We start from the raw sequence: 23,729 nt of genomic DNA, 5'->3' as shown, positions 1-23,729 counted from the left end.
CCGTTCAGTGATGGGCGAGGATCTCGCCAAGGAACTGCTTGGTGCGAGCGTGCTGCGGATTGCGGAAGAAAGCGTCGGGCACACCTTCTTCGATGATCTGCCCTTCAGCCATGAAGATGACACGGTCGGCAACCTGGCGGGCAAAACCCATTTCATGGGTGACGCAAATCATGATCATGCCGTCGTTGGCGAGGCCAATCATCGTGTCGAGCACTTCCTTGACCATTTCCGGATCGAGAGCCGAAGTCGGTTCATCAAACAACATGACCTTGGGCTGCATGCAGAGAGCACGCGCGATCGCGACACGTTGCTGCTGACCGCCCGAGAGTTGCGCCGGATACTTCTCGGCCTGCTCGCCAATGCGCACCCGCTCGAGATATTTTCGCGCGCTCGCCTCCGCTTCGGTCTTGCTGATGCGGCGCGCGCGAATGGGCGCGAGCATGCAGTTCTGCAAGACCGTCATATGCGGAAAAAGGTTGAAGCTCTGAAAGACCATGCCGACGTCCTGGCGTACGACATCGATGGCTTTGATGCTGTCGTCAAACCGATGACCGTTCACCACGATACTGCCCTGCTGGATTGCCTCCAGGCGGTTGATACAGCGTATCAGCGTCGACTTGCCCGAACCGGACGGACCGCAAAGCACGATCTTTTCCCCTCTGCGCACAGTGAGGTCAACGTTGCGGAGAGCCTGATACCCGCCGTACCATTTCTGCACGCCCTTCATTTCGATCAGGATCTGGTCCTGCATGGATTCGGCCTCCGTTATCGGACGGCGGCCAACGCGCCCAGCGCGTCGGCCGCTTGCAGTGACTATTGAACTGTGAACGGAACGCCGGGGACCGAGTCGGGGAAGACCGGCACGGGCGCCTTCATCCACTTGGCGTAGAAAGCGGCCAATTTGCCATTGGACTTGATCTGGTCGACGAATTTGTTCGCCGTCTCGTTCCACTCCTTCTCTCCGAGGCGCGTGCAGGCCCCGTTGTACAAGGCGGTGAAGTGAAGCTTGGGCTCGAACCCAAGTTCCGGCTTTGCAGCGTTCAGACGCTGCGGGTAGAAGCTGTTTGCCCCGACCGCCTGCACCTGACCCGAGAGCAGTGCCTGGATCGTGGCCGCGTCATCATCAAACCTGCGGATTTCGGCGCCCGCAGGAGCATTATTGGTTACCTGGGTGTCCTGCGTGGAGGAGCGTGGGACGCCGATAACGTACTTCCCCATATCGGCGTTACTGTTGATCGGCGTTGCCTGGGCAGCGACAAGTGTAATCTCATTGGCAACATAGGGTTTGGAATATTGTACCACCTTCGCACGCTCGGGCAGCATGGCCATGGTCGCGAACAGAATGTCTACGCGGCCTGTGGTCAGCGCCGGAATACGATTGGCCACCGCCAGCGGGACGAACTCGGCCTTCACGCCGAGATATTCAGCGAAGGCACGCCCCATGTCGGCATCGATCCCATCCTGCTTTCCTGAGCTATCGACATAGCCCCAGGGCGGATTATCGCCCTGAATGCCGATGACGACGACGCCCTTCTTCTTCACGTCCTCCAGAGTGCCCGCCTGCGAGCCGCCTGCGACAACGATGGCCGACAGCGTCAGCAGCGTAACGCCGAGTTGGCGGCGATTGAGCGAAAACAACATGAGTATCTCCTCCTGGTGATGGCTGTGTTTGATTGAGTAGGTGCGCCGAACCTACCTTTGACCGGCCAGGGCGAGCCTGGCCTCCATCCGACTGCCCCACCACGAGAGTGGCCAGCAGAGGATGAAATACATCGCGCCGACCACACCGAAGACGAGCAACGGCTGGTAGGTCTGGTTCGACACGATTTGACCGGCGCGGGCGAGTTCGATGAAGCCGACGATGGCAGCGAGCGAGGTACCCTTGATGAGCTGCACGAGATAGCCAATGGTCGCCGGCAGCGCGATGCGAATGGCTTGCGGCAGCACGATGTCGCGCATGCGCGCGGAATAGTGTAGACCGAGCGCCATCGCGGCCTCGGTCTGACCGCGAGGCACGGCCTGGATTGCGCCGCGCCAGATCTCGCCCAGAAAAGCCGAGGCGTTGACGGTGAACCCAATCGCGACCGCAACGAATGCTGACAGCTTCAATCCGAGGAGCGCCAAGCCGTAATACACCACGAACAGTTGCAGCAGCAGCGGTGTCCCCTGGAAGATTCCGATATAGATCCGAACTATCCATTCCACGGTCGTGCGACCGCAGGTGCGCAACAATGCGACGACCAGGCCGGCGGTACAGCCACCGACGAATGCAACCAGCGTCAGGAGTACCGTCCATTGCAGACCACGCAGGAGGAAGCCGAACTCGGGAACGCCGAAATGCGGTGTCATGATCTGTGCTCCTCAGCGCGTCGGATATGAGAAGAAGCGGTGAGAGATGATTGCGAAGCCCGCCATCAGCAGCCAGGAGATCGCGAGGTAGAGGAAAGTGACGAAAAAATAGACCTCGAAGCTGCGGAATGTGTCGCTTTCGATTCGCTGCGCGACCGACGTCAATTCGTAAGCCGACACAGCCGAACAGATCGACGAGGTCAGCGTCAGCATGATGAACTGTCCCGTGAGCGAGGGATAGATCGCGCGAAGCGCGGGCTTGAGTACGATGGAACGGAATACCTGCCCTTTGTGCAGTCCGAGCGCGTAGCCAGCCTCGATTTGCCCTTTGTGAATCGATTGCACGCCGCCGCGGATGATCTCGATGGCGTACGCGCCTCCGTTGACGCCGAGTGCGATAATGGCCGTGGCGGTCGGATTGAGCTTTACCCCGACGAGCGGCAGTGCAAAGAACAGAAAGAAGATCTGCACCAGGAACGGCGTGTTGCGCACGATTTCGACGAAGCCGATCACGATGGCGCGCAACCAGGCCGCCTTCGCATCGCGGGCCGCGACGCCCGCGACGCCGATGATCATTGCGAGCGTCATGCCAGCAAGCGCCAAACCCAACGTCCCCACGCAACCCCACAGCAACGCGGGCATTGCGTGCCAAACCACCGAGAAATCGAGCGTGTAGCCCATCTTGCGTTTCCTCTCGGGCGTTGTGCGTGCCGCTCGCCCATCGGCCGGGTGTCACCCTCCCAGGGATGCGAAAGTTGCGAAGAAGACGTCTGGATCAGGCGAGACGCCCGTGAACAGGCGGAACGCTTCGGTGCCCTGGAAGATAGCCATTCCGCCACCATCGACCGTGCGGCAGCCGAGGGCCCGCGCCGCGCGCAGCAGCGCGGTCTCCAGCGGGAAGTAGATGATCTCGGCAACCCAGAGACCGGAACACAGCATCGCCAGCGGCAGCGGCGTTCCCGGATATTTGTCCATGCCGATCGGCGTCGCGTTGACAATTCCGTCTGCGGCCGCCACGGCGGCGGCAACATCCTGGCCGACCCTCAAGCGCCCTTCTACAAATCGAGAGGACAAGCCGTCGACCACGCTCTGCGCCTTGGCCAGGTGGACGTCTATGATGGTCAGTTCCTGCACGCCAAGCTTCATCAGCGCGAAAGCAACCGCCGCACCGGCGCCGCCTGCGCCGAATTGCACGACGCGACCAAGTGGTGCACCTTGCATGTTGCGGCGGAAATTCTCCGCGAAGCCGAACCAGTCGGTGTTGTGGCCGGTCATTCGGCCGTTCCTGACGACCACGGTGTTCACCGCACCAAGCGCCTCGGCGTCGGGCGAAAGCTCGTCCAGCAGTGGAAGGATCGCCTGCTTGCAGGGATGGGTTACGTTCAAACCGTCAAAGCCCATCCGCCTTGCGGCCGTGAGCAATTCCGGCAATGCTTCGACGCCGAGGTTCAACTCGGTCAGATCGATCTTCTTGTAGAGATAGCGGATGCCAGCGGCGTCGGCGGCCGCTTCGTGCATGGGCGGCGTGCGAGACGCCGAGATGCCGCTGCCGATCAGGCCGACGAGAAAGCCGGGTTTGCGATGCATTGTCGGCGTCGTCCGTCAGCTCAATGGAACAGTCAATTCGGCGATGACCTGGGCCGTGCTCGGTCGCACGCCGCGCCACCAGACGAAGGCTTCCGCCGCCTGCTCGACCAGCATGCCGACGCCGTCAGCCAGTTTGGCCACGCCTTCGGCGCGGGCCGCTTGCAGAAAGCGAGTCAATCCTTTGCCATAGGCAAGTTCGTACGCCAGCTCCGCGCCCTGGAAGACATTCCCCGGAAGCGGCGGCATTTCACCTCGCAGGCTGGCAGAGGTCGCGTTGACCACGACGTCATAGCCCTCGGCAAGGTCCGCCAGTTCAGCGTAGCCGCTCACCATCAGGGGACCACAGCCGGCAAACTCTTCGGCCAATGCCACGGCTTTGGACAGCGTTCGATTGACGAGAACCAACTCGGACGGTTGCTGGCGCAGGAAAGGCAGCAACGCGCCACGCGCCGCTCCCCCGGCGCCGAGCATCAGGACGCGCCGACCGGCCATTTTGACGCCGAGATTGGCAGTGATGTCCTGCACCAGCCCTACCCCGTCGAAATTTTCGGCGATGATCCGGTCGCCCTCGAATTTCAGGCAGTTTGCGGCACCTGCCCGTCTGGCGCTCTCTGAAAGCTCATTTGCATAAGCGAAGGCATCGAGCTTGAAAGGGGCGGTGATGTTCAGCCCCTTGGCACCCTCTGTCCGGAATTGGTCGACCCGTCGGCTGAAGCCATCGATAGGTCCCTCGATCGCCTCATAGACGAGATCCTGTCCCGTCATTCTGGCGAAAGTGCCATGGATCAAGGGTGATTTGCTGAAGCCGATCGGATTGCCAATCACCGCATAACGATCGCTCATCGCTCACTCCCGCACTGCAGCTTCGTTGTAAAGCACGCCGTCGCGCACCATCGCGTCGACGGCTTCGGCCGACAGTCCCAGCGATGCGGCAATGCGGCGATTGTCCTGCCCAAGCAGTGGCGCCGGAGTACGCACCGTAGTGTCGCAATCGGAGAACCGGAACGGCAGGTTCGGCAGCGTTACCTTGCCGAGCACCGGATGCTCCTGCTCGACCAGCATGCCGCGCGCATGGATCTGCGGATCCCTCGCGACCTCTTCGATGGTCTGCACGGGAGCGGACGGCACACCTGCTTCCTCGAGTGCCGCAAGACACGCATCCCGAGACGGCTGTGATAGCGTCCAGTTGCGCACAATCTCCATGGCTTCAGCATAATGGGCGTTCCGCGCGGCGGGCTTGGCGAAACGCTCGTCCAATGCCAGCGTGTCTCCTCCAATCAGGCTCGCCAATCGTCGCCACGCATCATCGACTTGCGCAGCGATGACAAGATTGCCGTCCTTGGCCGGAAAGACCCCGTAAACGGTCGAGTCCGGCTGTCCGCTGCCGGTTTGCTTCGGCAGGTCAGCGCCGCCCGAGAGGAAGTAACGCTGAACCGCATAGTCGTGCATCGAGACCATGCAATCGTACAGCGCCAGATCGATATGTTGGCCGCGCCCGGACGACGCACGGCCAACCAGCGCCGCATTGATAGCAGCGACGCCATGAATGCCAGTGTACATATCGGCCAGCGGCATCCGCAGCAGTGGCGGCGCTTCGCCGGGATTGCCCAATTGCGCCAGGGCCCCCGACATCGCCTCTGCGATCAGGCCGAAGCCCGGACGATCGGCATAGGGACCGGTGTGACCATAGGCGGAGACCGAGCAATAGATCAGCTTCGGATTCCGCCCCGATAGCGCTTTGTAACCAAGCCCGAGACGTTCGAGTGCGCCGGGTCGGTAATTCTCGATGAAGACATCGGCTGTGTCGACCAGCTTCATCATCATGTCGAGACCACGCTTGTCGCGCAGGTCGATGCAAAGTCCCTGCTTCCCCATATTCTGCTGTAGGAAGTAGCCGGATTGTTCGTCCTTGAAATATCCATGGGCCCGGCCTGCGTCGCCGCCCTTTGGACGCTCCACCTTGATGACCTCCGCGCCCATCGCGGCGAGGCAACGGCCCATGAACGGGCCGGCCAGGAAATGGCTGTAGTCGATGACGCGGACGCCTTTGAGCGGCAGATCTTGCGCGGTCATGCGCGCTCTCCCGCGACGCCGGTCTTCGGGCGCATCGGAATCATCAGCCGATGCTCACCGAGCTGCACCACTTCGCCGCGCTGATTAATCAGCTCCGAGGGCAGCACCACGATGCCCCACCCGTCCCGCTTTGTCTCGCGCATTGAACCCACGCGGAACTTCACGTGCACGGTGTCCCCGAGCTTGATCGGCAGCTTGAAATCCCACGTCCAGCCCAGCGACATTCCCGGGAGGAAGCGGTAGTAGGCACGGGTCTTCAAACCGTCGGCCAGCGACAGACCAAACAGCCCGTGCGCGACGCGCGTGCCGAACGGCGTTGTCTTCGCGTACTCCTCGTCGACATGGACCGGCGTGAAATCGCCCGTCAGTTCGGCGTAGGCATTTACCATTCCTTCTGTGACCGTCACCGGTGGCGTAACGCATTCATCGCCGACCTTGGCATCGTCCCAGTAGCGCTCATCTGTCATATCGCGTCTTCCTCTAGGCACGGGGATTGATCGCCAGGGCGGCTTCCACGGCGCCTGCGCTGGCTTGCAAGATTTCGACGTTGAGCCCGCCCGGCAGCTCGAGCCAGTTCGGCCCGGCGGGCAACGCCTTGGCGCCCCAGGCGGCGGCACGGGTGAGTACACCTTCGTAATCGTCGACCATGATGCCGAGATGGGCGAGACGCCCCTCTGGTCCGACGAAATTCGGATCTTCAATGAGTTGCACGCTTCCGAGCACCCAAACCTGACGCGGGCGCGTACCATCGGCGGGTTGCTCATCGCGATTGGCGAGACCAAGCACCTCACGAAAGAAGTCGACGTGACGATCAACGTCCGGCACACGGATCGCGACGTGTTCGACATAAGCGCGGGGCAATGACATTGTCTCAAGACCTTCCAGGATAGTCGCTGCGGGCGTATTCGATGCCTTTGACCAGCGCGACGAGGGTGGAATTGACGGGGGTCGGCACGTTGAGCCTGGCGCCCCAACGCACGACGGAGCCGTGGATGTAGTCAACCTCGGTCAGATTGCCGGACTGCAAGCTCTGCAGCATCGACGTCTTGAACTCGGGCGGAAGTCCGGCGGACGCCATCGTCCAGGCGCGTCGCGGATCGGTAATCGAGATCTTCACGCCGGCAGCTTGCGCAACCGCGATGCCCTCCGAGATTGCGGCCAGCGCGCAATCTTCCAGAACTGGCAGCGAATACAGGCCGCCATAAGTCAGCCCGGTAACGGCGGTAATTCCTCCTCCGGCGACGTTGATGAACAACTTGTCCCACATCGTGCCCAAGATGTTGTCGCTGAGCCGCGTGAGAATTCCGGCGCGATTAAAAGTCCCGGAGATTAGCTGCGCACGTTCCGTCAAGCGACCGTCAAGCTCGCCGATGATGGTCTCCTTGCCGAGGACCCCGGAACGAACATGACCAGGGCCGAGCAGCACACCGCCGACGTAGGTCTTGCCCGCCATGACCCGGTCACGACCAACCTCCTCCGACAGGATGTCCTCGTGACCAAGACCGTTCTGAAGCGACATCACGACCGTCCGCGGCCCGATGATCGGCGCCGCGGCACGGATGGCATCCCGCGTGTGGTAGGATTTGACGAGGACAATGACGAGGTCTGCCTCTACGCCAACCTGGGTCGCGGAAGTGCACGCAGTGACCTTCACAACGGTCTCGGCGCCAACTTCGAGCACCCGTAGGCCGCCGGCATTGATAGCGTCGACATGAGCCTGGAACGGATCGATCAGCCAGACCTCGGCCCCGCCGCGCGCCAGCGTACCGCCGATGGTCGAGCCCAAGGCTCCCGCTCCGATAAAGCAGATCCTCATCCGAACGCTTCTCCCGCGCCATTCTCGGCGTTGGAAGCACGGTAGCCGGCCGCTCGATATTTAGATATATTATGATCTTTATAGCAATTATTGTGAATCGCAATGAAGCACCAGGATCCCATCGAGACCAACCTGCTGGACCCGCGCCTGCTCAGGCTGTTCGACGCATTGTTCGCAACGGGTAGCGTCACCAAGGCAGCCGAGAAGCTCGGTCAAAGTCAGCCGACCATTTCGATCTGGCTGGCCCGTCTGCGAAAGGAATTAGACGATCCGCTCTTCGTCCGGTCAGCAGACGGCATGCTGCCGACGCCGCGCGCGGAGGCTCTGATCGGCACGGCGAGGCAGGCGCTGGAGATGCTGCGTCGCCTGGCCGAGCTTCGCAGCGACTTCGATCCGACAACCGCGAAACGCCGTTTCGCCATTTGCATGACGGATGGAAGTCACGTCACGCTGCTTCCCTCCATTCTCGCTCAGGTCCGTCGCGTTGCGCCTGGCGTTCGTATCGAGGCGACACAGATCGGCCCCGACACCCCAAGAATGCTGCAGTCCGGAAAGGCCGATCTGGCGCTCGGCTACATCTCGGATCTCGACGCGGGACACTTCCAACAGGCACTGTTTCCGCAGGATTGGGTCTGCCTGGCGAGCGCGAAACATGCCCGGATCCGCGACCGCATCACGGCAAAGGATTTCAGGCGTGAGGCACACGTCCTCATTCGCTCCGGCACCGGGCATCAGTTGCTCGCCGCTGCGCTGCAGGAGCAGAAATTAGTCCTAGACGTTGGGCTGGAGCTACCCGGCTTTTTGGGGTTGCCTGCAATCGTCGGGACGACTGACCTGATCGCCACCCTTCCAAGGCACATTGGTGAAACGCTGGCTCACTATTACGGACTGCGCGTGCTCGACTGCCCGCTGGCAATCGCCGGATTTACGGTGAAGCAATACTGGCACGCCCGCTTCCATCATGACCCGGCAAGCCAATGGCTGCGTGGCGTCTGCGCGGAGCTCTTTCAACAGCAGGAAGTGCGGGGTCTATATCGTTCCGGTCGGCCAAGGAAACGAAGGCCACGCGATTTGCAGTCGTAATGGTCCCCGGTAGCGGGGCAACGACCGCGCCCGAGGCCACCGGCCGGGCCGACTGCGGCACGGCTGCAATTCCGCACATGCGCATCTGGACCGGTTGTCCGCTTCGTTCGCCGTAGCACCCTATTCTACGATGAGGGCAAAACACCTGCCCGCCCAGCTTCCACGGTATATGTTCGGATGGAAGCCTCGGAGATAAGCCAGCATGGCCACGCCGTTTAGTTCGATTCTGGACCGAGCCTTAAAATCTGTGTTTCCAAACGCGCCCAAAGTGAAACTGCTTACCGAATGAACTCAACAGCTTGACATCTGGCTGGGGCGGGAGGGATCGAACCTCCGAAGACTCCTACGTAACCCTATGAAAAATCGTGCTTTTCACGCTGCCTTGCTGAGGCTGTAATACACGTCCGTGAGACAATGCGCAAGACGCGCCGCCAATCGATTGTCTTGGTCCGTTGCACCCACCTTGTCGTCCCTAATGCCGTCGGCTGTTCAATCTGGCATGGCGGGAGGGACTCGGACTCCGATCCGAATTCGTGGCCGAGAACAGTAATCGGCACCGCGCGTACGAACTGTGTGTTGTGGCTGAGACAAACGAGGACCTAGAACGACAACCCGCGCAAATTCTAGATGCGAATTTATCGCACGCTAAGTTACACCTCACGTATCCTGCGATCCTCGCCGTGCCTGCCGGCCGCCCGGGCGTTTCGCTCTTGCCCAACACAACGATACAAGTTGGGGGTAGTAACGGGGGCGTCGGCGAGCACCCGCCTACGGCGACACCGATTCAAGAGTATGAGGAGTGACCTTTGGCTGGATCGCGGACCCATCATTTGCCGGTGCGCAGGGGGCGCCCGCCCCCGCGTGATCCTAGGTGGATTCGGGGCCAACTCGCAGACGGCTCCGCCGCACGGCGGCTGAAGGGGCCGCTCGCTGCGGACGCGCCCTCAGAGGTCCTGGATGGCAGCCCAATCATGTTGGGGACGACGGACCTGTGGGGATGCCTGACCCCTCAACGCCTGCGGCAGTTGCTCATCCAAAAGGCACGGCGGCTGACGGCATAGCCAACCCGCTCCCGAGAAGTTTCTGCAGGCAAACTCCTCAGGCTTCGGAAATCTTGTGGAGTAATGAGGCTTGGTGTCCTTCTTGAAATTCCTTGGCTGCTCACTAGTTGCTTGTCGCCCTTCGCCGGCGTTTGGCTCAGACACCCAGCGGCGCAACGCCATTGGAGGTGTATTGGGACTGATACCATTTGACCCCTGCTCCCGCTGTATCGGGAGGATTCTATGCCGAACAAGATCCCAAATGTCAGACAATCCGGCAGTGGGTGTGGCGACCGGCAAGACGCGCTACGCGCTTCGGCGAGTGCCGTCGCCAGAAAGCCACCTCAACCTGCGGCCGCAAAAGGCCTAGCGGCCGAGGAGAGCGTGCAGGTCGAACTTGCGATCGCTATACGCGACCGAGCGAGGTTCTGCGCGACCCGACATTATGCGAGGAGCAGAAGCGAGATCTGCTCCGCCGGTGGGCGTTAGACGCATACCGCCTCGTAGCGTCCGCGAAGCAAGGCATGCAGTCGGATGCGGCCTCGGAGCTCAATGAGGCCATTGATGCGCTGATCGATCTCGACGGCGGCACGGCTCCCTTGTCCAAGCTTCCGACCGTATGCTCTGCAAGACCCGGAGAAAGTGCACGGGCTGCGTGATGCGGAAGCCCGTCCGCCGTCCGATCCGCGCAGTTCACTGAGCTCCGCGCGCCTGAACCGGTTCCAATTTCGAGCACCTTGTCCGTGGACTTCAGTGCGGCCGCTTCGGTCATCAGCGCGACAATGTAGGGCTGGGAGACAGTCTGGGCGTGCGCGATCGGCGGCGCGCCGTCCTCATCGCGCCGGCGAGGCCGATGCCGCTCGTGCCGCGAGCAAGAGATCGAGGAGTTCCAGCACAGGGGCGTCAAGCGCATTATCGATTACCTCGCAGATGAATTCAGGAAAGAAAGTGGCATCGAGCTGCGGAACGACCGCCTGGCGTTACAGCGTCTCAAGGACGCTGCGGAGAAGGCCAAAATCGAGCTGTCGAGTAGCACAGAGACAGATGTCAATCTCCCGTTCATCACCGCGGACCAGCACGGACCCAAGCACCTCAACATCAGGCTGACGCGAGCCAAGCTGGAGGCGATCGTCGACGACCTCATCCAGAAAACCATTCCACCATGCCGGGCTGCCCTGAAGGACGCCGGTCTGGAGCCTGGTCAGATCGATGAAGTCGTGCTGGTTGGCGGCCAGACCCGCATGCCCAAGGTGCAGGAGACCGTCCAGGCCTTGTTCGGGCGCGAGCCGCATAAGGGCGTCAACCCCGACGAGGTCGTGGCCATCGGGGCCGCCATTCAAGCCGGCGTGCTGCAGGGTGACGTGAAGGACGTGCTGCTGCTCGACGTCACTCCCCTGTCCCTGGGTATCGAGACGCTCGGCGGCGTGATGACGAAGCTGATCAACCGCAACACCACAATTCCCGCAAAACGCAGCCAGGTGTTCTCGACGGCAGAGGACAATCAGAATGCCGTCACGGTACGTGTGTTCCAGGGCGAACGCGAGCTGGCGGCCGACAACAAGCTGTTGGGGCAATTCGACCTCGTAGGAATTCCACCCGAGATGCTGTGGCCCTCGAAGACGTCCAGCAGGGTGGTAGGGCCATGTTGACGATGAGCGCATCATACCAATGCGCCGTCCATCGAGCAGGATGCCAGTCTCGAAATTCTTCCGCGGCGACCAGCGCATCTGCTACGCGAACAAGGAATTCGAAACGCTCTTCGGCCAGGACGCGAAAGACTGCGCCGGCAAGGGCTGGTCGATCCTGGCCGGGTTCACGGACGAAAGCGATCCGAACGTCTCGCTGGATCTGGCCGTGCTGAAGGACGGAGGAGAGTTTCTCGGCACCTTCCGGGCGGAGCGGCCTAGACCGCTCCTGGTCGAGGCCTTCTCCGGTCTCATTCAAAACGAGGACGGGACCGAGAACTATCGCATCGCGGCGCTGATCGACATCACCGACAGGGCGCGTGCCGAGCGTGAGGAGTATGCGCGCCGGATCCGCGACAAGGACATCCTGCTGCGCGAGCTGCAGCACCGCGTGAAGAACAATCTTCAGTTGATCGTCGCCCTCATACGGCTCGAAGCACGCAACGAAAGACGGGGCGAGAGGGTCGACTTGCACACGCTGGCCGGCCGCATCGAATCCCTGCATCTGCCCTATCAGGCCTGTCGAACGAGGCCGCCGGCGACGAGGTCGATCTGGGCCATTACCTCAGCCAGATCGCCGCCGCGGTCATGAACACCTGCGCCGTCCAGGGAATTCGGCTCGAGCAGAAGACGGAGTATGCCCCGGTTTCGGTCAACACCGCGCGGTCGGTGGGGCTCGTTGTGAACGAGGTGCTGACCAACTCCTTCAAATATGCCTTCGAAGGCCGCGGCCACGGCGTGATCACGATCGAATGTCTGCGCCAGAGCGAAGACCGGTATCGCGTGGTCATCGCGGACGACGGAGTCGGGTTGCCTGAGGGCATTACATGGCCGATCCCGGGAAAGATCGGCGCGCTGATCGTGCAGACCTTGAGGGAAAACGCGAAACCGGACTTCAAGGTCGAGTCCGCGCCGAACAAGGGCGTTCAAGTGACGATGAACGTCGCTCGACGGGCGATTGCGTGATAACGAGCTGTCGGCCCGCTTGCGGGCAATTTCCCGGGTGATCAGGCGCTTCGGCGCGAGCGACTCCGCGACGGGTCTTCGCGGCCTGCCGAGCGACTCCCGGAAGCGAGCAGCATCAGAAAGAGCGCCCGATTGGCCTGGTACCGGGCAGCCGGCCGGTTGGCTTCCGAGCCTTGCATGATGGTTTGCCCATCAGTCGTGCAGAGACACCATCTGCATGCCCGGCGGCGCCGCCTGAGGTGGATTTCGAAGAGCGGCAATTCGTGCGGCATTCACGGCGTCCCCTACTGCATTGTCTTTGCAGCAGGCTCCTGGTTCAACTGTTCATGAAAAAGGATTTGAAAGCTCGAATTCTTGGATATAGCCTTGCTCCGTCGGAGCTCACGTTCTTGCCGCAACGCAGAATGCGAGTGAGCGGCGGGCCAAGGCCGCCCCGTGCCCAAACTCCATCTTTGAGCAAACCATCCGCCAAGCGGGAGCGGTGCTTCCGCCGGGATCATTCGGGCCTGCCAACATGTCGTCCTCGCCCAGCAAGATTGCCCTGTTCATCGATGGCGCCAATCTTCATGCCACCTCCCGAAGCCTTGGCTTCGACATCGACTACAAGCGCCTTCTGCAGGAATTCCAGAGCCGAGGTATCCTGCTCCGCGCCTTCTACTACTCGGCTGTCATCGAGGATCAGGAATTCTCCTCGATCCGGCCGTTGCTCGATTGGCTTGACTACAACGGCTACACCGTCGTGACCAAACCGACAAAGGAGTTCGTCGACTCGTTCGGACGGCGCAAGGTCAAAGGCAATATGGACGTCGAACTCGCGGTGCATGCCATGGAGATGGCCGGCGACGTCGACGAAATGGTTCTGTTTTCGGGCGACGGCACTTTCCGTTCGCTGGTGGAGGCGGTGCAGCGCCGAGGCGTACGGGTGAGCGTGGTGTCGACCATGGCGACCCAGCCGCCGATGATCGCGGACGAACTCCGGCGGCAGGCGGACGTGTTCACCGACCTGATGGAGCTGCGAGCCGCGATCGGCCGGGACCTGTCCACGCGCCCACCACCCCGCGAGCGCGGCGATGTTCGTGGCCCGCCGCTGCGCGCCGACACGGCGGCGCCGCGTCCAGAGCCCGACGAACTCATCCCGTAACATCGAGCGCACCTGCTCGGGGCGCGGGTTCGGCCTGCCGGTACGATCATGAGCTCCGCCGAAGGCCCGGTGCTCCTGTCGGGAGACCGACGCGCAAGTGGAATATCCTGGTGCAGACGTAGCGCGACCACCCGGTTTCGTCGGATTTGGCCTCCTCGACCTGCCGCGCTGGCGAGGCCGTCAAGCGGCCTCCGCGGAACGGAACGAATCAGCGCGACGGCGTTGAATCGCCATGTGTGCCGTGGCGTTGCGTCAGTCTCGTTGGGGAGTATCGCGTGTCCATGGCGCCACCAAAGTTGCGATTCCTGGTTACATCGAGCCGTGTGATCCCACGCTGCGCGAGAATCCGCCGCGCGGCAAGGACTGGGTCTACGAGATCAAGGCCGACGGCTACCGCGCTCAACTGCACCGGGGAGATGAGGACGCCAAGGTCTATTCGAAGACCGGCCTGGACTGGACGGAACAGTTCTCCTCGATCGCGGTGGGCGCGGCCAAACTCAAAGCAAACAGCTTGGTCATCGACGGCGAGGCCGTGGTGTACGGCAGTGGCGGCCTGCCGGATTTCCAGCAGCTCAGGCGAGAGCTCGGCCCGAAGCAAAGCGAGCGCGTGCGCTATCACGCCTTCGATCTCTTGTACCTCGACGGCTATGACCTGCGTGGCGTCGTGTACGAAGAGCGCAAGCGGTTGCTGCAGCGGCTTCTGAAGGACGCGCCCGAGACGTTCATGTACGTCGAGGCGCTTGCGGGCGACGGCAACGTAATCTTCGAAAAAGGGTGCCAGCTGGGGCTGGAAGGCCTGATCGGCAAGCGGCTCGGCGAGCCCTATCGCTCGGGCCGACAGGAGAGCTGGATCAAGCTCAAGTGCAAGAAGAGCGACGCCTTTCCGATCGTCGCGTTCGTGGAGAAGTTAGGGGCGCGCCCCCGGAAAGTGGCCTCGCTTTACGTCGGCCGGCGCGAGAACGGCAAGCTGCTCTATGCCGGCAAGGTGCGGACCGGCTACACCGAGACGACCGCGCGCGAATTGCGCGAGCGGCTCGATCCGTTGATCCGCAAGACGTCTCCCCTGGACGTGCCAGTCAAAAAGCCGAAGGCGACCTGGGTCGATCCGATCCTCGAAATCGAGGTCCGGTATGGCGCGCTTACCGATGATGGCCTGCTTCGCGAGGCCGTGTTCAAAGGCTTTCGCGATGATCTTGCGGTGCGCAAGGTCAAGGCGCCGCGCCTCGTGCCCTGCGCGGCCGGCCGCCCGAAGCTCGGCGTCCCCAGAGAGAACATCCTGCAGCTTCTGCCCGAAGCCGTTGCACCGTCCAAAGAAGAACTCGCCGACTACTGGCGCAGGGTGTGGAAGAAGGCCCTCCCGCACCTCGGCCATCGCCCGCTCAAGCTGGTGCGCCACGTGCAAGGCACCACCTTCTACCACAAGGGGCCGCTGCCGAAGGACATTCCGGCGGCCGTGCACCAGCTTCGTATTCAGAAGCGGGAGGGCGGCCAGGGAACGCGCCTGTGGGTCGACAGCCTCGATGGCCTCTTTGGTCTCGTCGAGATCGGCGCTGTCGAGCTGCACCCGTGGAATGCGACCGTCGAGGACTTCGAACATGCCGACCGTATCGTGATCGATCTCGATCCCGGCGAGGGCGTCGGCTGGGAGGCCGTCGTGGAGACCGCGCTCGATCTGCGCACGCTGATGAAGTGCGAGGGTTTCGAGACCTGGCCCAAGCTCACGGGCGGCAAAGGAATTCATCTGATGGCGCCACTGGCTCAGCCGATGCTGCACGACAAGGCGCATCGGATCGCGCATCAGCTCGTCTCCGCGCTCGCAGCGCGTCATCCAGACCGCTACCTTCTGTCTGCGCAATCAAAACGTCGCGGCCGCATCTTCCTCGATTATCTGCGCAATGGCCGCGGGACGACGGCGATCGGCACCTATTCCCCGCGAGCGCGCGAGGGATTTCCGATCGCAGCGCCCGTGACCTGGAAGCGCATCGAGAGCGGGATCGCGCCGGACGCCTTCTCCATCGACAGTCCATTTCGCGTCAAGCCAAGGAGGTGAGCCGTATGTCGGATGCATTCGATCTATGGGTGGAATGGCGCCACAAAACTCCCAAGTTCACTCCCTTCAGGTAGGTGGCTGCCGTCCGCGTTGCATGAGTCGCTTGACCGCAGCAATGGTGCGAGCGAGCTGTCTAGGCCAGAGCGACCTACGTGGCGGAGTGACTATGAGAATGTAGAGCAGGTTCAGCAGCAGCCAGCAGCCGACCGCGATGAATATGTATTTCATACAAAAATCCCGGAACACCCGGCGACGACGGCAAAGTCCAAAGCATAAACTTGCGGAGCAGCTTTCTTATGATCGCCCGGCAGTCGGTGATGTAAAAAACGGGAACGAAACCATATAGCGAACTGCGTTACGGCGTCGCTCGAAATAAACAGCCAACAGTGCTGACAGTTTTCTGAAGGGCGCGTAGGCCCCAGCCAGGTTGGGAGAAACAGCCGGGGCCGGTGTCCCATTGCACGTGCCGCAATCGGCCGTAATCGGCACGCCCCAAGTTTCACATGCACAAGCTCAAACTATTTCGCCGGCGCCGTACTAGGGCACGTACTCATGAAGCGGCGGCCGCCTGATGTCCGGTTTGCCGCCAACATCGGCCAAAGAGCGGGTGGGCTCCGAGGTCGCAGATGGGCCAACACCGGAAGTCGAGGAACGACGCCCTGCCCGGCATAGCACCGGCTCACGTCGGAAAACGACGTCGCCACGCCGGACCAGCCGCTGATACACTTCACTTCTGCCGAGGCGGTGGTGAGCGCGGCGTCACGCGTGCCGCTGGCTACGAAGCCGCCGTCGGCCAACGCGTGGAAGAATGCTGTCCTCATACTCGGTCGGCTTGCAACGAATGTTGCTCTCACTCAGTGGTAAAGTTATTCGCGCTGTGGTTGGATTTTCGTTGGCGTTCGGCGCCCTGGAGTTGTTTGACGAAGTTTTCCTGAAACAATGAGTTGCTATAGTCTGTGTTAGCGTGACTTTGTTTTTGCGGGCAGACAATCAGGTCAACCAATCGGCTGTTGAGCTTGGAACTGGTGCAGTCTGCGAACGGGCTCACATCGAAGAGCCGTCTGAAGTGGCTACAATCACGCGAAGATCGCGGTGGAAAGATCTGACACTGACACTCAAACGGTGGGGGTGACGATGCCCGCCATATTCGACCTGCTCTATCGTGAATATTGCCGCGCCTGCCTCGCTGAAATGCGAAAGCAGCTTCTGATCCCAGCTGAACGCCCTGAAGCTCCAGACATGTGGGATTACAATCCTGCGGATCACAGCAGCGACGACAGGACCAACACACCGCACCGAACCGGTCACAGGCGTGCCGAACAGCGGCCCCGAGACAGGCGGCCTCTCCCGGCGCAGCAGTGACAGGCAACAGCTCGGGAGGCAACTATGAACACCCCAGAATGCTACACTGTAACGGTGGCTTGCGTCTCGTGTTTGACCATTATCGGTCTAATGCTTGTCGGGGCGTGGTGAACGTGAGCTACTTACCGCTAGACCGCGACCGTCGGCCGTTACTGAGCCGCAGGCAAGCACGAAGGTCCAGTCAAACAAAGAGCGGCGGCTCACTTTCGCGGATCAGGCGGCCACCAGCTCCTTGTCATACATGCGCTTGATTCTGTGTCGCATCACGGCGTAGCACTCGCAAGCGATCTTCTCGAGCCGCCTTCGGTCGATGTCTAGCATTCCGCGTCGGTCCGATAAGACGCCGCCCGCGGCCTGAAGTCTGCCCATCGTTAGCGTCACGGTCGTTCGGCGGACCCCGAGAAGTTGTGCGAGCGCCTCATGCGTTAGCTGGATTCCGCTCTCTGCGGTGTGGTCGTGAATCTCAAGCAACCATCGAGCCATGCGGCACTCCACCGGATGCACCGCGTTGCAAGCTGCCGCGTTGTTAAGCTGCAACAATTGTGTGCGGAGATGGAGCCGTAGAACACGCCTGATCGTGTCGCTTTGCTCATAAGCAAGCTGCAATTGCGAAACAGGGACCTGGAGCGCGGCTCCAAGGACGTAGGCAGTTGCTGTGACTGGGGAGCGTGAGGGACTTAGGACGGAGAGAGCGCCGACCGCCCCTTCCGAGCCCATGAGAGTTGACGCGACAATGCGTCCGTCCGACATTTCAACTAGGAACGCTATGGCCCCGCTGAGGGGGAAATAGACCAGCTTGAACTCATCTCCCGTTCGCACCAGTACAGTATCAAGGTCGAACGACGTTTTCTGGGTGTAGGGCGCGAGCAAGTTAAGGTCCGCTGGCGGCGTTGCCGCCAGCAGCCTATTCCCAAGGCCATTCTGGAGCGAAATCGCCGGTATTCCTCTCAAGCACGCAGAAACAACGCGGCTCAAACCCTCGCCCAGGAGGCAGGTTCCAATTTACTGACCATTTGTTTTCCGCGTGCCTCGGCTCGAACTTCCGCTAATGGAATGGTCCGGCCGTGCTGCGGCCCTGGCGGTACGAGAAGCTGGCAAGGGCGCCCAAGACAAGGAGCACGCCATGTCTCAGAAACTCGACGCTTCGCCCGCCGTCATCGGCATCGATATCGGCAAGAACTCGTTCCACATCATTGGCCAGAATCAGCGCGGCGGCATCGTGCTGCGGCAGAAGTGGTCGCGCGGCCAGGTGGAAACCCGGCTCGCCAACCTGCCGCCGTGCTTGATCGGCATGGAGGCCTGCGTCGGCGCGCATCACCTCAGTCGCAAGCTGCAAACGCTTGGCCACGACGCCCGCTTGATGCCGGCGAAATACGTGCGCCCCTATTCGAAGGGACAGAAGAACGACTTCCGAGATGCGGAAGCCATCGCCGAGGCGGTCCAACGCCCGACCATGAAGTTCGCCGCAACCAAGACCGCCGACCAGCTCGACCTGCATGCGCTGCACCGCGTGCGCGAGCGATTAGTCGGTCAGCGCACCGGCGTCATCAATCAGATCCGTGCGTTCCTGCTGGAGCGGGGCATCGCCGTGCGGCAAGGCCTGCGCTGCCTGCGGTCCGAGTTGCCGAGTATCCTCGCGACGCGCACCGATGTGCTCTCGCCTCGCATGTTGCGCATCATTGAGGATCTGGCGGGCGACTGGCGCCGGCTGGATGAGCGTATCGAGGACCTCTCCAGCGAGATCGAAGCATTGCCCCGTCAAGACAAAAGCTGCGAGCGACTGATGACGGTGCCCGGCATTGGCCCGATCATCTCGAGCGCGATGGTGGCTGCCATCGGCACTGGAGACGTGTTCTCGAAAGGCCGCGACTTCGGCGCCTGGCGCGTTAGCGCGAAGGGCTTTCCGGTACCTTCGCTTGGCGCTTTTCGAGCTGCTCCTCGACGTAGAGAAGGATCATTCGCCGGGTGTCCTGGTCAGTTATTTTCTGGAATGCCTTGATCAGGCGCAGCATCTCCAGATCATCTTCGATTATTCTGTTCGACATTGCAAAAGCCTCAAGGGAAAAGCAGCAGTCTCAAATCGGGAAAAGTATGCAATATCTCACGTACTACGGGAACATGGAAAATCAGCAGAAAGCTAATCCGTGCCGGCCCGCCGCCGAGCCGGCGGAGGCGGCTCCGGCCATCCGCCTCAGAGCCAAGCTGAAGCCGGGGCACTCTCCGCCATCGCGCAGGAGCCCGGCAACTGAGGTGGCGTTACTCTCTGCGGCGTACCTTCGGCACTCTGCCATTCGTCCGCGCCCTCTCGGCAACATCCCAAATGTTGTCGCCCTTCGGCGGAGCGCGACGAATATAACCCGAAATATCCAGTTCGTTTCACCCCTCGGGTGGAGGTTGGAAACGCCCTTGTCAGCTCTAGGCAACCCAGCAGCGGCCTTCGCGTTGCTCCGCGGTGGCCGTTCTATTTGCGAGGCACCATGGACGAGAGCCTGCTCGTAACAATGATGCGCCGTCCCCTCTGCAAACCGGCGCTGCTGCTTGCGCGTCAAGATTGATTGTCCAGGCAAAGCCCATCGCCCGTTGAAAGAAGTTTGACGAATGTCGTTCGACTGACAACGAATGGTTGATTCTGGAAGCCTCTGTTCACCATCCGGCAAGCCGGTCCTCCTTCGTTACCTAAAATCCACCACTTCCCCGCTCTGGTGATCGCAGGCCTTGGGGGATGCTGATGTATCAAGTGCTCTACTGTCTGACCGATGAACACGATTGGCGACTGGTCGCGCTTGGGGGCGCGCTCTGCCTGCTCGCAAGTACGGCTGCGATCAGCCTGTTTCACCGGGCGCGCGCGACGCAAGGATCGGGCCGCCTGGTGTGGCTGGCGCTCGATGCAGTCGTTGCCGGCTGCGGCATCTGGGCGACGCATTTCATCGCGATGCTGGCCTACGGACCGGGCGCCAGCGGCGCCTATAATGTTCCGGTGACGCTGTTGTCGCTAATCTTCGCCATCGCCATCACCTTTGTTGGCTTGAGCGTTGCGGTCTCGACCATGCGACCGGGCCTCGTCGCTCTTGGCGGGGCGATCGTCGGCGGCGGTGTGGCGGCGATGCACTATACCGGCATGATGGCGCTCGAGATCCCTGCGCGCGTCAGCTGGGCGACGGGCACGGTGGCCGCTTCGATCCTGCTCGGGGTGGTTTTCGGCGCATTCGCGCTCCATGTCGCTGAACGGCGAGACAACTTGTCCGGCACGCTCGGTGCTGCGGTGCTGCTGACGGTCGCCATCGTCTCGCATCATTTTACGGCGATGGGCGCGGTGCAGCTGACGCCGGATCCGACGCTGCCGATCAGCGGCCTGTCGATCCCGCCGACGTCGCTGTCGGTTCTGACCGCGAGTGCTGCGGCTGCGATCATCGTGATCGCATTGGTCGCCGCGCTGCTCGATCGGCGGGCCAAGGGGGAATTGGGCCGCCAGCAGAGGGTGCTGGACACGGCGCTCGAGAACATGTCGCAGGGGCTCTGCATGTTCGACGCGGACGGCAAGATCATCCTGTTCAACGAGCGTTATGCCGCGATGCTCGGCCGCACCGACATCCTGCTCACCGGCCGGCTGCTGGTCGACGTGCTGCGGGAGGAGCAGGCCAAGGGCCAGTGGCAAGGCGATGCTGGCGAATTCTTCGCCCGCCTCGTCGCCGACGCGCGCGAGAGCCGCACCACGACCGACATCGTGACCAGGTTCGGCCGCTCCATCCGGGTCGTCAACCAGCCGATGCAGGGTGGCGGCTGGGTCGCGACCTTCGAGGACATCACCGAGTGGCTGGAGGCGCAGGCGAGGATCTCCCATATGGCCCGCCACGACGCGCTGACCGGCCTGCCCAACCGCATCCTATTCCACGAGCAGCTCGAGCATGGGCTGCGCCGGACCAATTCAGGCGACCAACTCGCCGTTCTCTGCCTCGATCTTGACCACTTCAAGGACATCAATGACTCGCTCGGCCATCCCATCGGTGATGCCTTGCTGAAGGAGGTCGGGCGCAGATTGGAGGCGACCGTCGGCGAGAGCGACACCGTGGCCCGGCTTGGCGGCGACGAGTTCGCCGTGGTCCTGATCGGGCGCTCCGAGGAAACCGCTGCAAGGTTCCTGGCCGGCCGTCTCGTCGAGGCGATCTCGGCGCCTTACGAGATCGACCACCATCAGATCGTGATCGGCGTCTCGATCGGCATCTCGCTGTCGCCGCAGGACGGCAGCCATCCGGACGAGCTGTTGAAGAATGCAGACCTTGCGCTGTACCGCGCCAAGGCGGACGGTCGCGGCACCTATCGCTTCTTCGAGACCGGCATGGATGCGCGCGCGCAGGCGCGGCGGCTGCTGGAAATGGATCTGCGCGCGGCGCTGCAACGGAACGAATTCGAGGTGCACTACCAGCCGATCCGCGACGTCGCCACCAACCGCGTCGTCGCCTTCGAGGCGTTGCTGCGCTGGTCACATCCGCAGCGTGGCCTGATCGCGCCGATCAACTTCATTCCATTGGCGGAGGAGACAGGTCTCATCATCCAGCTCGGCGAGTTCGTGCTGCGCAGCGCCTGCGCCGACGCGGCGACCTGGCCCGACGATATTGACGTCGCCGTCAATTTGTCGCCGGTGCAGTTCAAGAGTCCGAACCTGATCGCATCCGTGACCGCGGCGCTGGAGGAGGCGGGACTGGAAGCCCGTCGTCTCGAGCTGGAGATCACTGAATCCGTGCTGCTGCAAAACGGTGAGGCGACGCTGACCACGTTGCATGAGCTGCGCGCCATGGGCGTGGGTATCTCGCTCGACGATTTCGGCACCGGCTATTCGTCGCTAAGCTATTTGCGCAGCTTCCCCTTCGACAAGATCAAGATCGACCGCTCTTTCGTCTCCGAGCTGGCAACCCGCGCCGATTCCATGGCGATCATCCGCGCCGTGACCGGCCTCGGCCGCAGCCTCGGCATCGTCACGACCGCGGAAGGGGTCGAGAACGACGCGCAGCTCGAGTTGCTCCGGCGCGAGGGCTGCACCCAGGCACAGGGCTATCTGTTCAGCAAGCCGCGGCCTGCCTGCGACGTGGCACTGATGCTGGAAGGGCCGCGGCTCCGAGCGTTGGCTTAACGAAATTATCAGAATGCCATCGCGGCACCGAGGCACAGCGCGGTAAGTCCGGCGGGCACGCCTGAGACGGTCGGGATCGTCGCTGCACGTCGCGTTGTCTGAGGTGCACTGGTCTCTCCCGAGATCCATCGCCGCGTGAGGGTAGCGCTCGACCTTCCGGTCCTTACTGTCTTCGGTCAGACCGAGCTCAGCCCGATTGTCGCCCAGACGAGCGTCGACATCCGGAGACTGAGTTCGTCCGGACCGCGGGAAAGCGCTCTGGAACGTCGGAAGTGCGCGTTGCGGTTCCGATGGATCTTCGTATTTTGCCGACCGGCACTTAGGGCGTAATTCAAGTCCGTGGATATCAGACCCACAATCGGCTATCTCGACGCGCCGGAGAATGCGCGTCCGGCCATCACGGCTGACGGATGGCTGCGCACGGGCGACCTCGGGACGCTGGATAAGCGCGGCTACTTGCGTGTCACGGGCCGCCTCGAGGACATCCCGCGGCGGAGAGAATATTTACCCGGCCGAGGTCGAAACCTGCCTGCTGCAGCATCCCAACATTGCCGATGTTGCGGTGATAGCTCTGGTGGGGTGCCAGAGACTGTCACAGCCGTAGCGCGTTCGACCTCTGAAGCCAACGCGCTCAGATGATCGGCAAGCCTCGCGAACAATTCTCGTTTTCGCAGATCAGTGGCTAGATCGCTGATCGATTTGCAGTCGGCGGCATCGTTGCGGAGTCTGTCCAACTGCTCACGGATGTCTCTCATTTTAGAGTGCCCCCGGCAGCATCCTCTTCATTCAGTTGAATTGATCGAGGTGTACTTGAGCTCACGCCGATCTATTTCCGAACGGAGCAACTCAGCATAGTTGCGAAGATTGTCACCAACAATGCGGGAGCGGCCGCCATTCGCGCGATCAGCCAACACTTGCCGCCGCACACTTTCCCAAAGAGACAATAACGTCTGATCTTCCGAGCTTGAAAAGTTCATCCGCAGGCCCTCAGTAATTGGTCGCGCGGATGCTACCGCGTACTCGTGAGCCGGATTGTTCGGTTGCCGACATAGCTGTGGTGAAGCTACGCGCTCGTTGCACATCGGTCACACCGCTTGCATTGGTGAAGGGAGATATCGCGACCGCGGGACCTACCGTCGCATTAGCTAATCGATCGCTCGCGTCGCCGCTATTGCTGTAACGGGTCAGAGCGGTCGTGCGGCCGATTCCGCGCGACGGGACAAGATGTGGCTGCGTGGTCACCGACACCTGCTTCGAAGTATTGAAGGACGAACGTACGCGCTGCAGTACAATCCGTCCCGTGTCAGGCATAAGGGAGCATCTCCTGCAGCAAGCGATCCGCGGCGGATAGCTGATCAAGCCGAAGCACGAGCAGCTCGTTCAGCCGCGCTACCCGAGACTGAAATTCCTCACGTATCGATCCGTTATCCACATCTTCAAGCAGGCCAT

General features: G+C 61.8%; 17 protein-coding genes and 3 pseudogenes. 8 read left to right on the top strand and 12 right to left on the bottom strand.

Translation table 11 applies throughout. From position 1 onward, the window contains the following. Nucleotides 1–4 precede the first annotated feature (4 nt). From IVB07_RS10920 to IVB07_RS10875, 10 genes are all read right to left on the bottom strand, one after another. Nucleotides 5–751: an amino acid ABC transporter ATP-binding protein gene (locus tag IVB07_RS10920; RefSeq protein WP_247361252.1), complete on the bottom strand. Its 747-nt coding sequence runs from the start codon at nucleotides 749–751 to the stop codon at nucleotides 5–7. A gap of 62 nt (nucleotides 752–813) precedes the next feature. Beyond that, complete coding sequence (locus tag IVB07_RS10915; protein ID WP_018460422.1) at nucleotides 814–1,641, bottom strand: transporter substrate-binding domain-containing protein; 828 nt, start codon at nucleotides 1,639–1,641, stop codon at nucleotides 814–816. A gap of 51 nt (nucleotides 1,642–1,692) precedes the next feature. Further along, the gene (locus tag IVB07_RS10910; RefSeq protein WP_018460423.1) at nucleotides 1,693–2,349 is read right to left on the bottom strand and encodes an amino acid ABC transporter permease; all 657 of its coding nucleotides are present in this window, start codon (nucleotides 2,347–2,349) and stop codon (nucleotides 1,693–1,695) included. Nucleotides 2,350–2,361: 12 nt separating this feature from the next. Beyond that, the gene (locus tag IVB07_RS10905) at nucleotides 2,362–3,030 is read right to left on the bottom strand and encodes an amino acid ABC transporter permease (RefSeq protein ID WP_007601261.1); all 669 of its coding nucleotides are present in this window, start codon (nucleotides 3,028–3,030) and stop codon (nucleotides 2,362–2,364) included. Nucleotides 3,031–3,081: 51 nt separating this feature from the next. Further along, nucleotides 3,082–3,936, bottom strand: coding sequence for a shikimate dehydrogenase (locus tag IVB07_RS10900; RefSeq protein ID WP_247361250.1), 855 nt, complete (start codon nucleotides 3,934–3,936; stop codon nucleotides 3,082–3,084). A 15-nt stretch (nucleotides 3,937–3,951) separates the two neighbouring features. Continuing rightward, entirely contained in the window at nucleotides 3,952–4,779 is an 828-nt protein-coding gene (aroE, locus tag IVB07_RS10895; RefSeq protein WP_018460426.1) for a shikimate dehydrogenase, read from the bottom strand. A 3-nt stretch (nucleotides 4,780–4,782) separates the two neighbouring features. Continuing rightward, nucleotides 4,783–6,009 carry a CoA transferase gene (locus IVB07_RS10890; RefSeq protein ID WP_018460427.1) on the bottom strand — a complete coding sequence of 409 codons (1,227 nt, stop codon included), beginning with the start codon at nucleotides 6,007–6,009 and terminating at the stop codon, nucleotides 4,783–4,785. After that, nucleotides 6,006–6,476 (bottom strand): MaoC/PaaZ C-terminal domain-containing protein, encoded by a 471-nt coding sequence (locus IVB07_RS10885; RefSeq protein WP_018460428.1) that lies wholly within the window; start codon nucleotides 6,474–6,476, stop codon nucleotides 6,006–6,008. Before IVB07_RS10885 ends, IVB07_RS10890 begins: the two co-directional genes overlap by 4 nt. 13 nt (nucleotides 6,477–6,489) lie before the next feature. After that, nucleotides 6,490–6,876 carry a VOC family protein gene (locus IVB07_RS10880; RefSeq protein ID WP_026234029.1) on the bottom strand — a complete coding sequence of 129 codons (387 nt, stop codon included), beginning with the start codon at nucleotides 6,874–6,876 and terminating at the stop codon, nucleotides 6,490–6,492. 4 nt (nucleotides 6,877–6,880) lie between these two features. After that, nucleotides 6,881–7,825 (bottom strand): ketopantoate reductase family protein, encoded by a 945-nt coding sequence (locus IVB07_RS10875; protein ID WP_026234030.1) that lies wholly within the window; start codon nucleotides 7,823–7,825, stop codon nucleotides 6,881–6,883. A 102-nt stretch (nucleotides 7,826–7,927) separates the two neighbouring features. On the opposite strand from IVB07_RS10875, the gene IVB07_RS10870 reads away from it, so the two are divergent. Next, complete coding sequence (locus tag IVB07_RS10870) at nucleotides 7,928–8,908, top strand: LysR family transcriptional regulator (RefSeq protein ID WP_018460432.1); 981 nt, start codon at nucleotides 7,928–7,930, stop codon at nucleotides 8,906–8,908. A 1,734-nt stretch (nucleotides 8,909–10,642) separates the two neighbouring features. Here IVB07_RS10870 and IVB07_RS10865 read toward each other — a convergent pair. Then, nucleotides 10,643–10,783, bottom strand: a pseudogene (locus tag IVB07_RS10865) (protein-L-isoaspartate O-methyltransferase); the annotation flags it as partial. A gap of 73 nt (nucleotides 10,784–10,856) precedes the next feature. Between IVB07_RS10865 and IVB07_RS10860 the strand changes: the two are divergent. The 5 genes and pseudogenes from IVB07_RS10860 to ligD all read left to right on the top strand — a co-directional run. Continuing rightward, a pseudogene (locus IVB07_RS10860) lies at nucleotides 10,857–11,546 on the top strand (Hsp70 family protein); the annotation flags it as partial. A gap of 91 nt (nucleotides 11,547–11,637) precedes the next feature. Beyond that, complete coding sequence (locus IVB07_RS10855; protein ID WP_051113080.1) at nucleotides 11,638–12,225, top strand: histidine kinase dimerization/phosphoacceptor domain -containing protein; 588 nt, start codon at nucleotides 11,638–11,640, stop codon at nucleotides 12,223–12,225. Then, nucleotides 12,222–12,599 carry an ATP-binding protein gene (locus IVB07_RS10850; protein ID WP_051113081.1) on the top strand — a complete coding sequence of 126 codons (378 nt, stop codon included), beginning with the start codon at nucleotides 12,222–12,224 and terminating at the stop codon, nucleotides 12,597–12,599. Before IVB07_RS10855 ends, IVB07_RS10850 begins: the two co-directional genes overlap by 4 nt. Before the next feature lie 514 nt (nucleotides 12,600–13,113). After that, nucleotides 13,114–13,740 (top strand): NYN domain-containing protein, encoded by a 627-nt coding sequence (locus IVB07_RS10845; protein WP_018460434.1) that lies wholly within the window; start codon nucleotides 13,114–13,116, stop codon nucleotides 13,738–13,740. 232 nt (nucleotides 13,741–13,972) lie between these two features. Then, complete coding sequence (ligD, locus tag IVB07_RS10840) at nucleotides 13,973–15,790, top strand: DNA ligase D (RefSeq protein WP_018460435.1); 1,818 nt, start codon at nucleotides 13,973–13,975, stop codon at nucleotides 15,788–15,790. Nucleotides 15,791–17,365: 1,575 nt separating this feature from the next. Here ligD and IVB07_RS10835 read toward each other — a convergent pair. Further along, a complete protein-coding gene (locus IVB07_RS10835) occupies nucleotides 17,366–18,022 on the bottom strand; it encodes a Crp/Fnr family transcriptional regulator (RefSeq protein ID WP_240543263.1) in 657 nt (218 codons plus the stop codon). Nucleotides 18,023–18,275: 253 nt separating this feature from the next. Between IVB07_RS10835 and IVB07_RS10830 the strand changes: the two are divergent. Beyond that, nucleotides 18,276–19,034: pseudogene (locus IVB07_RS10830) on the top strand (IS110 family transposase); the annotation flags it as partial. 846 nt (nucleotides 19,035–19,880) lie between these two features. Beyond that, nucleotides 19,881–22,280 (top strand): EAL domain-containing protein, encoded by a 2,400-nt coding sequence (locus IVB07_RS10825; RefSeq protein ID WP_026234031.1) that lies wholly within the window; start codon nucleotides 19,881–19,883, stop codon nucleotides 22,278–22,280. The last annotated feature ends 1,449 nt before the right edge of the window (nucleotides 22,281–23,729 follow it).

The sequence above is a fragment of the Bradyrhizobium sp. 172 genome, from assembly GCF_023101065.1.
Lineage (GTDB): Bacteria > Pseudomonadota > Alphaproteobacteria > Rhizobiales > Xanthobacteraceae > Bradyrhizobium > Bradyrhizobium canariense_D.
The sequence above is the reverse complement of the archived record's forward strand: the minus strand, read 5'-3'. Positions and strand labels throughout refer to the sequence as shown.

What these genes read in the sequence shown, in the direction of transcription:
- IVB07_RS10850 (WP_051113081.1), top strand. Translation starts at nt 12,222, where the DNA reads ATGAACACCTGCGCCGTCCAGGGAATTCGGCTCGAGCAGAAGACGGAG.
- ligD (WP_018460435.1), top strand. Translation starts at nt 13,973, where the DNA reads ATGTGTGCCGTGGCGTTGCGTCAGTCTCGTTGGGGAGTATCGCGTGTC.
- IVB07_RS10915 (WP_018460422.1), bottom strand. Translation starts at nt 1,641, where the DNA reads ATGTTGTTTTCGCTCAATCGCCGCCAACTCGGCGTTACGCTGCTGACG.
- IVB07_RS10890 (WP_018460427.1), bottom strand. Translation starts at nt 6,009, where the DNA reads ATGACCGCGCAAGATCTGCCGCTCAAAGGCGTCCGCGTCATCGACTAC.
- IVB07_RS10905 (WP_007601261.1), bottom strand. Translation starts at nt 3,030, where the DNA reads ATGGGCTACACGCTCGATTTCTCGGTGGTTTGGCACGCAATGCCCGCG.
- IVB07_RS10885 (WP_018460428.1), bottom strand. Translation starts at nt 6,476, where the DNA reads ATGACAGATGAGCGCTACTGGGACGATGCCAAGGTCGGCGATGAATGC.
- IVB07_RS10870 (WP_018460432.1), top strand. Translation starts at nt 7,928, where the DNA reads ATGAAGCACCAGGATCCCATCGAGACCAACCTGCTGGACCCGCGCCTG.
- IVB07_RS10825 (WP_026234031.1), top strand. Translation starts at nt 19,881, where the DNA reads ATGTATCAAGTGCTCTACTGTCTGACCGATGAACACGATTGGCGACTG.
- IVB07_RS10875 (WP_026234030.1), bottom strand. Translation starts at nt 7,825, where the DNA reads ATGAGGATCTGCTTTATCGGAGCGGGAGCCTTGGGCTCGACCATCGGC.
- IVB07_RS10910 (WP_018460423.1), bottom strand. Translation starts at nt 2,349, where the DNA reads ATGACACCGCATTTCGGCGTTCCCGAGTTCGGCTTCCTCCTGCGTGGT.
- IVB07_RS10855 (WP_051113080.1), top strand. Translation starts at nt 11,638, where the DNA reads ATGCCAGTCTCGAAATTCTTCCGCGGCGACCAGCGCATCTGCTACGCG.
- IVB07_RS10845 (WP_018460434.1), top strand. Translation starts at nt 13,114, where the DNA reads ATGTCGTCCTCGCCCAGCAAGATTGCCCTGTTCATCGATGGCGCCAAT.
- aroE (WP_018460426.1), bottom strand. Translation starts at nt 4,779, where the DNA reads ATGAGCGATCGTTATGCGGTGATTGGCAATCCGATCGGCTTCAGCAAA.
- IVB07_RS10920 (WP_247361252.1), bottom strand. Translation starts at nt 751, where the DNA reads ATGCAGGACCAGATCCTGATCGAAATGAAGGGCGTGCAGAAATGGTAC.
- IVB07_RS10900 (WP_247361250.1), bottom strand. Translation starts at nt 3,936, where the DNA reads ATGCATCGCAAACCCGGCTTTCTCGTCGGCCTGATCGGCAGCGGCATC.
- IVB07_RS10880 (WP_026234029.1), bottom strand. Translation starts at nt 6,876, where the DNA reads ATGTCATTGCCCCGCGCTTATGTCGAACACGTCGCGATCCGTGTGCCG.